Annotated in this window: 5 protein-coding genes; 3 read left to right on the top strand and 2 right to left on the bottom strand. The window is 69.1% G+C overall.

Going from position 1 to position 6,542, the window contains the following annotated elements; genetic code table 11:
• The coding region (locus A5622_RS19285) for a DUF222 domain-containing protein (RefSeq protein ID WP_156753016.1) at positions 1 to 299 on the bottom strand (299 nt) is incomplete at its 3' end.
• A 339-nt stretch (positions 300 to 638) separates the two neighbouring features.
• On the opposite strand from A5622_RS19285, the gene A5622_RS19280 reads away from it, so the two are divergent.
• The 3 genes from A5622_RS19280 (at position 639) to A5622_RS19270 (ending at position 5,750) form a co-directional block, all read left to right on the top strand.
• A complete protein-coding gene (locus A5622_RS19280) occupies positions 639 to 1,790 on the top strand; it encodes an exonuclease SbcCD subunit D (RefSeq protein WP_066880608.1) in 1,152 nt (383 codons plus the stop codon).
• A complete protein-coding gene (locus A5622_RS19275; RefSeq protein ID WP_066880606.1) occupies positions 1,787 to 4,408 on the top strand; it encodes an AAA family ATPase in 2,622 nt (873 codons plus the stop codon). The genes A5622_RS19280 and A5622_RS19275 overlap by 4 nt, the downstream gene beginning before the upstream one ends.
• Positions 4,409 to 4,505: 97 nt before the next feature.
• Entirely contained in the window at positions 4,506 to 5,750 is a 1,245-nt protein-coding gene (locus tag A5622_RS19270) for an alpha/beta hydrolase (RefSeq protein ID WP_066880604.1), read from the top strand.
• Here A5622_RS19270 and A5622_RS19265 read toward each other — a convergent pair.
• Positions 5,737 to 6,542 (bottom strand): ABC transporter substrate-binding protein (locus A5622_RS19265; RefSeq protein WP_232003003.1); only part of this gene is annotated, 806 nt, incomplete at its 5' end. The two genes, A5622_RS19270 and A5622_RS19265, sit on opposite strands and share 14 nt — an antisense overlap.

The raw sequence follows: 6,542 nt of genomic DNA, 5'->3' as shown, positions 1-6,542 counted from the left end.
CGCGGGCCCAAATCGCGTGCCTCGTTGAGGCGGCGGGCGGCTTCAGCGCGGCTGATCAGCGTCGCCTCGGCGATGGCGTGGACCACCGTGGCGCCGAGTTCGACCGACGGTGCCTGGCGGGCCAGGGAATTGATCACGGGGTGCTCGACGGCCGGGATGCGCCGGCGCTGCTTTTCGCAGCGCGCCAACACCGCCAACTGCTGGCGCGGCTTCAGCGCATCGACGTTCAGCGCGCACACGCGATCCCAGGCGGCATCGAGCGCGTCGAACGCCGCCTCGACATCCTGCTCATCACTCACACTCACACCCCGAAACTAACGGAACCCACCGACAAAATCGGCCGACAAATCGCCATAGATTCACACTCGCGCAAATAATTTCGTGGGGGTCACGGTGTCGCACGGTGATCGACCGTGCCAAGGATGTAAGGCCACCTCGCCCAAATCGCCATAGATTCACACTCGCGCAATTCATTTAGAATTTGCGACCGCTCCGGCTCGACGCGCAGCACAGGCCCAGACGATCTTGCCGGATTTCTCGGACCAAGACCTGCCGATCGAGGTCCCGCGTCTTGTCGGTGCGCAGACCTAAACTCTCGATGCCCAGGTAAACACGCACTTCGAAAGGGGGTCGCCGGCATGCGATTCCTGCACACCGCCGACTGGCAGTTGGGCATGACCCGGCACTTTCTCGCCGGTGACGCCCAGCCGCGCTATTCGGCGGCTCGCCGCGACGCGGTTTCCGGTCTGGGCGCCCTGGCGGCCGAGGTGGGCGCCGAGTTCGTCGTGGTGTCGGGCGACGTCTTCGAACACAATCAGCTTCCGCCCAAGGTCATCGGGCAGTCCCTGGAAGCCATGCGCGCCATCGGAATTCCGGTGTACCTGCTGCCGGGCAACCACGATCCCCTCGACGCCTCGTCGGTGTACACCAGCGCGCTGTTCACCTCCGAGCGTCCCGACAACGTCGTGGTGCTCGACCGGGCCGGCGTGCACCAGGTGCGTCCCGGGCTGGAAATCGTCGCCGCGCCGTGGCGGTCGAAGGTCCCGACCACCGACCTGGTCGCCGACGTCCTCGACGACCTGCCCGCTGCCGCGGGCACCCGGATCCTGGTGGCGCACGGCGGCGTGGACGTCCTGGATCCCGATCGGGACAAGCCCTCGCTGATCCGGCTCGCCACCGTTGACGACGCGCTGTCGCGCGGCGCGGTGCACTACGTGGCGCTCGGGGACAAGCACTCGCTCACCCGGGTCGGCGACAGCGGCCGGGTCTGGTATTCCGGCTCCCCGGAGGTCACCAACTTCGACGACGTGGAAGCCGACCCAGGCCATGTCCTGATCGTCGACGTCGACGAGGCCGACCCGCAACGCGCGGTGTCCGTGACGCCGCGACACGTCGGAAGCTGGCGGTTCGTCACTTTGCGCCGACAGGTCGACTCCAGCCGTGACATCGCCGATCTCGACTTGAACCTCGACCTGATGACCGAGAAGGACCGGACCGTGGTGCGCCTGGCGCTGACCGGTTCGCTGACGGTCACCGACCGCGCCGCGCTGGACGCCTGCCTGGACAAATACGCACGGCTATTCGGCCACCTGCGCACGTGGGACAGCCACACCGACCTGGCGGTGATCCCGGCCGACGGCGAGTTCAGCGATCTGGGCATCGGAGGTTTCGCCGCCGCAGCGGTCGAAGAGCTGGTGGCGACGGCGCGCGAGGAGGACTCCGCCACCGCCGTGGACGCGCAGGCCGCGCTGGCGCTGCTGCTGCGCCTCACCGACCGGGGTGCGGCGTGAAGCTGCACCGGCTGATCCTGACCAACTACCGCGGGATTTCGCACCGGGACATCGAATTCCCCGATCACGGCGTCGTGGTGGTGTGTGGCGCGAACGAGATCGGCAAGTCGTCGATGATCGAAGCCCTGGACCTGCTGTTGGAGGCCCGGGACCGTTCGACGAAGAAGGAAGTCAAACAGGTCAAGCCCACCCACAGCGACGTCGGCTCCGAGGTGTCCGCCGAAATAAGCTGCGGCCCTTACCGTTTCGTCTACCGCAAGCGGTTTCACAAGAAGTGTGAGACCGAGCTGACGGTCATCCGGCCGTGCCGCGAACAGCTGACCGGTGACGAAGCCCACGAGCGGGTCCGGGCGATGCTGGCCGAGACGGTGGACAGCGACCTGTGGCATGCCCAGCGGGTGCTGCAGTCCGCGTCGACCGCCGCGGTGGATTTGTCCGGGTGCGACGCGCTGTCCCGCGCGCTCGATGTCGCCGCCGGCGACAGCGGAGGGTTGTGCGGCACCGAGCCATTGCTCATCGAACGCATCGACGCCGAATACGGGCGTTACTTCACCCCGACCGGACGCCCTACAGGCGAGTGGGCCGCCGCGATCGCTCGGCTGGCCGACGCCGAGGCCGCGGTTGCCGAGTGCGCGGCCGCGGTCGCCGAGGTCGACGAGCGGGTGGCCCGCCACGCCGTGTTGACCCAGCAGGTCGCCGACCTCTCCCAGCAACGGATCGCCGCCGGCCCGCGGGTGGCCGCCGCGCAGGAAGCCGCCGATAACGTCGCCGCGCTCACCGCGCAGCAGCGCGAAGCCCAGCTGGTCGTCGACGCCGCGGTCGCCACCGCCACCGCCGCGGGCGGCGCCCACACCGCACGCCGGCAACTGCTGGCCGAAATCGACACGCGCGCCGAGGCTGTGGCCGAAACGCAAGCGCAGGCCGAAGAAGCCGCCGCCGCCCAGGCCGCGGCACATGCGGAGGCCGAAGCGTCCGACGCCGCGCTGCACCAGGCCACCGAGGCCCTGGCCGAGCTGCACCGCCGGGCCGACTCCGCGCGGTGCACGGTCGACCGGCTCGCCGACCGCGAAGAGGCCGACCGGCTGACCGCCAGGTTGGCCAGGATCGACGCCATCGAGCGGGATCGCGAGCGGATCGGCGCCGAGCTCACCACCATCGCGGTCACCGAGGCGGTGCTGCGCCGCATCGAGGACGCCAAGGCCGCCGTCGACCGCACCGGCGACCAGTTGGCGCTGACCTCGGCGGCCATCGAACTCACCGCGGCGGCGGACATTCAACTCATCGTCGGCGGCCGGCAGGTCTCGCTGCCGGCCGGGCAGAGCTGGACGACCACCGCCGCCGGACCCACCGAGGTGACGGTCCCCGGCGTCCTGACCGCCCGGGTCAACCCGGGCGCGAACACACTGGACGTGCACGCCAAACACGCTGCGGCACAGGAGGAATTGGTCGCAGCGCTGGCGGCCGGCGAGGTGGCCGACCTCGACGCCGCACGATCCGCCGACCAACGTCGCCGCGAGCTGCAGAGCACCCGTGATCAACTCGGCGCCACCCTGGCCGGCCTGTGCGGTGAAGAGCGGATCGAGGAGCTGCGATCGCGGCTCACCCAGCTGCGCGCCGCACACCCCGCCGAGACAAGTGCCGCGCCCGTGGACATCGGGGCCGCACGCGCCGAACTCACCGCGGTGCTTCAGGCCCGCGAGGACGCGTCGACCGAGTACGAGGCTCGCCGTCAGGCCGCTGCCACAGCGGCTACTGCGCTCGCCGAGTTATCCACGCGCGCAACGGTTCTGCAGAACACCTTGGCGACGCAGCGCGCCGAGCTGAACGCCGCCGCCGGCCGGCTGACGGCCGAGCGGGCATCCGCCGGCGATGCGGAACTCGCGGCCTCGGCGGACACGGCGCGCAGCGCGGCGCAGGCCGCCCAGCAACGCGTCACCGAAGTCGCCGAAGCGCTGGCCGCGGCCGCGCCCGATGCGGTCGCCAGCGAATTGGCCGACGCGACAAAGGAAGCCGACTCGCTGCGCGAGCGCTACGAAGGAGCCGCGCGCGCATTGCGCGAGATCACCATAGAACTCTCGGTGTTCGGCAGTGAGGGACGCCAGGGTAAGCTCGACGCCGCACAGACGGAGCGTGAGCACGCCGCCAGCGAGCACACCCAGGTGGGCGGCCGCGCGCGGGCGGCGCAACTGCTGCGCTCGGTGATGACGCGCCACCGCGACACCACCCGCCGTCGATATGTCGAGCCCTATCGTGCGGAACTGCAGCGACTCGGGCGTCCGGTGTTCGGCCCCAGCTTCGAGGTCGACATCGACAGCGACCTGTGCATCCGCAGCCGCACACTGAACGGCATCACGGTGCCGTACGAATCCCTGTCCGGCGGGGCCAAGGAGCAGCTCGGCATCTTGGCCCGGCTGGCCGGCGCGGCCCTGGTCGCCAAGGAGGACGCCGTCCCGGTGGTGGTCGACGACGCGCTCGGTTTCACCGACCCGGATCGCTTGACCAAGATGGGCGAGCTGTTCGACACCGTGGGAACCCACGGGCAGGTGATCGTGCTGACCTGCAGCCCTGACCGCTACGACGGTGTCAAGGGCGCGCACCGCATCGATCTCAGCGCTTAGCCCACGCGGCCGGCCGAGGCCGAAACTGCTGGTCAGAACTGTTCGATGCCATGTCGGCGCCTCGCCTGCAGAATGGGAACATGGTGGGGCCACGCGAATGACGATGAACGCGAAGCGCAGCCGGGTGCAGCAGAAGCTGGCGGAACTGCCCGGCGTGCGACCCGTGCGCCGGCCGATCTCACCGCACAGCGCCGAAGAGTTCGATCTGTACTACGTGCGCGCCGGCCGCAAGTCTTCCAGTCCGGTGGTCATCATCCCCGGGGGTCCGGGCGTGGCGTCGGTGCAGATGTACAAGGGACTGCGGCGGCGCGCAGCGGCGGCCGGCCTCGACGTCATCATGGTCGAACACCGCGGGGTGGGGATGTCGCGGCACGACGACTCGGGCGCCGATCTGCCCCCGCAATCTATGACCGTGAACCAGGTGGTCGATGACGTGGCCGCGGTGCTCGACGACGCGCAAGCGCAGTCGGCGGTCATTTATGGCGCCTCGTACGGCACCTATATCGCCGCCGGAGTCGGGGTGCGGCATCCGCAGCGGGTGCGGGGCATGGTGCTCGATTCGCCGTTGCTGTCCCGGCACGACATCGTGATCGTGCGCCGCGCGATTCGCCGGCTGCTGCTAAAGGGGGACAGCCCCGAAACCGCTTCAGTGGCACCCAAAATGCGCAAGCTGGTCGACGCCGGGATCATGGATGCGGCGGCAACGCAGGTCGTGGCGACGATTTACGGTTACGGCGGGGCCGACCTGCTCGAACGACAACTCGACCTGCTACTCGATGGCCGAAAGTTACTGTGGTGGGCGCTGTCCCGGTTCACCACCCTGGGCAACCTGCCGTTTCGCTACGAGGAAGACCTGGTAAGCCGCATCGCGTTCCGCGAACTGGACTATGCGGCCGAACCCGACGGGCTGCCGCTCGACCCCGCCGTGGCGGAAAGCAAAACGCGCACGCAGCGAGTCACTTTCGAGGACGAACCCTATGACCTGCCGACCGAAATGCCGAATTTCGACTGGCCCACCGCGGTGGTTTCGGGTAGGCGGGATCTCATCACCCCACCGGCGGTCGCCCAACGCGTGGCGTCGCTGCTACCCAATGCGGTGCTGTTGAGCCTGCCGAGCATGGCGCACAGCGCGCTGGACTTTCGCGAGCCCGTCGCGCTCGCCACTGCCGACGCGGTTCGGCGTGGCGACCTGAAAGGGCTTGCCGCGCGGGCGTCGGCGCTGGACGCGCTGCCCCCGCGCCCCGAGGTGCGACTGCTGTGGAAGGCGCTCGGAGCGGCGGCCGTCGTCGAGGGCGCGCTGCCGATCCCGAATCTGCTGCGCCGGCGGCTCAATTCCGCGTGAACCCGATGGCGGTGTAGTCGAGGTCGGCAAGACCGGGCGCACCGAAATTGGCCAGCGTGCCGCGCACCGCGACATCCCCGGGCGACTGCGTCAGCGGAAGGCTGAATCCCTCGGCCCAGATGAGCTTGTCGAGATCGTTGGCCAGCGCCCGCGCCTTGGCCGGGTCGAGTTCTTCCAGGGTGCTTTCGATGGCGGCGTCGATCTGTTCGCTGCCGATCTTGCCGAAATTGCTTTCCCCGTCCGACTTGTAGATCTGGGTCAGCGCCGAGAGCGGGAAGGCGTCGCCGAGCCAACCGAACTGGGCCATATCAAACGCCCCGACGTTGATGTAGTTGGTGAAAAAGCCGCTGCCGGAACGGGAGACGAGTTCCAGCTTGACCCCGATCTGGGCCAGGCTGTGCTGGGCGATCTGGGCGAACTGCCGGCTGCCCTGGGCGTCGTAGAACAAATCGCGGATGACCAGCTGCCGGCCGTCCTTCTCGCGGAACTGGCCGGTCCGCTTCCAGCCCAACGCGTCGAGCTCCCGGCTGGCCGCGGCCGGGTCGTAGGGAACGACCGAGCTGTTGTCCTGATAGCCCTGCTGCCCCGCGACATAGATGTGGTTGCCCAGCGCCACCGGGTTACTGGTCAGGCCGTACTGGACGACCTTGGCGATGGTCTGCCGATCGATGCCCTTGGCGACCGCGACGCGCAGCGCCCGGTCGGACAGGATCGAGCCCGGGGCGCCGTTGAACGTGAAGTGAGACCACGCCGGCGCGGGCGCGCGCCGGATCGAGATCCCCTTGGTGCGCT

Origin of the sequence: Mycobacterium sp. 1245801.1 (genome assembly GCF_001673055.1) — a bacterium.
GTDB classification, from domain to species: domain Bacteria; phylum Actinomycetota; class Actinomycetes; order Mycobacteriales; family Mycobacteriaceae; genus Mycobacterium; species Mycobacterium europaeum_A.
The sequence above is the reverse complement of the archived record's forward strand: the minus strand, read 5'-3'. Positions and strand labels throughout refer to the sequence as shown.

What these genes read in the sequence shown, in the direction of transcription:
- A5622_RS19280 (WP_066880608.1), top strand. Translation starts at nt 639, where the DNA reads ATGCGATTCCTGCACACCGCCGACTGGCAGTTGGGCATGACCCGGCAC.
- A5622_RS19270 (WP_066880604.1), top strand. Translation starts at nt 4,506, where the DNA reads ATGACGATGAACGCGAAGCGCAGCCGGGTGCAGCAGAAGCTGGCGGAA.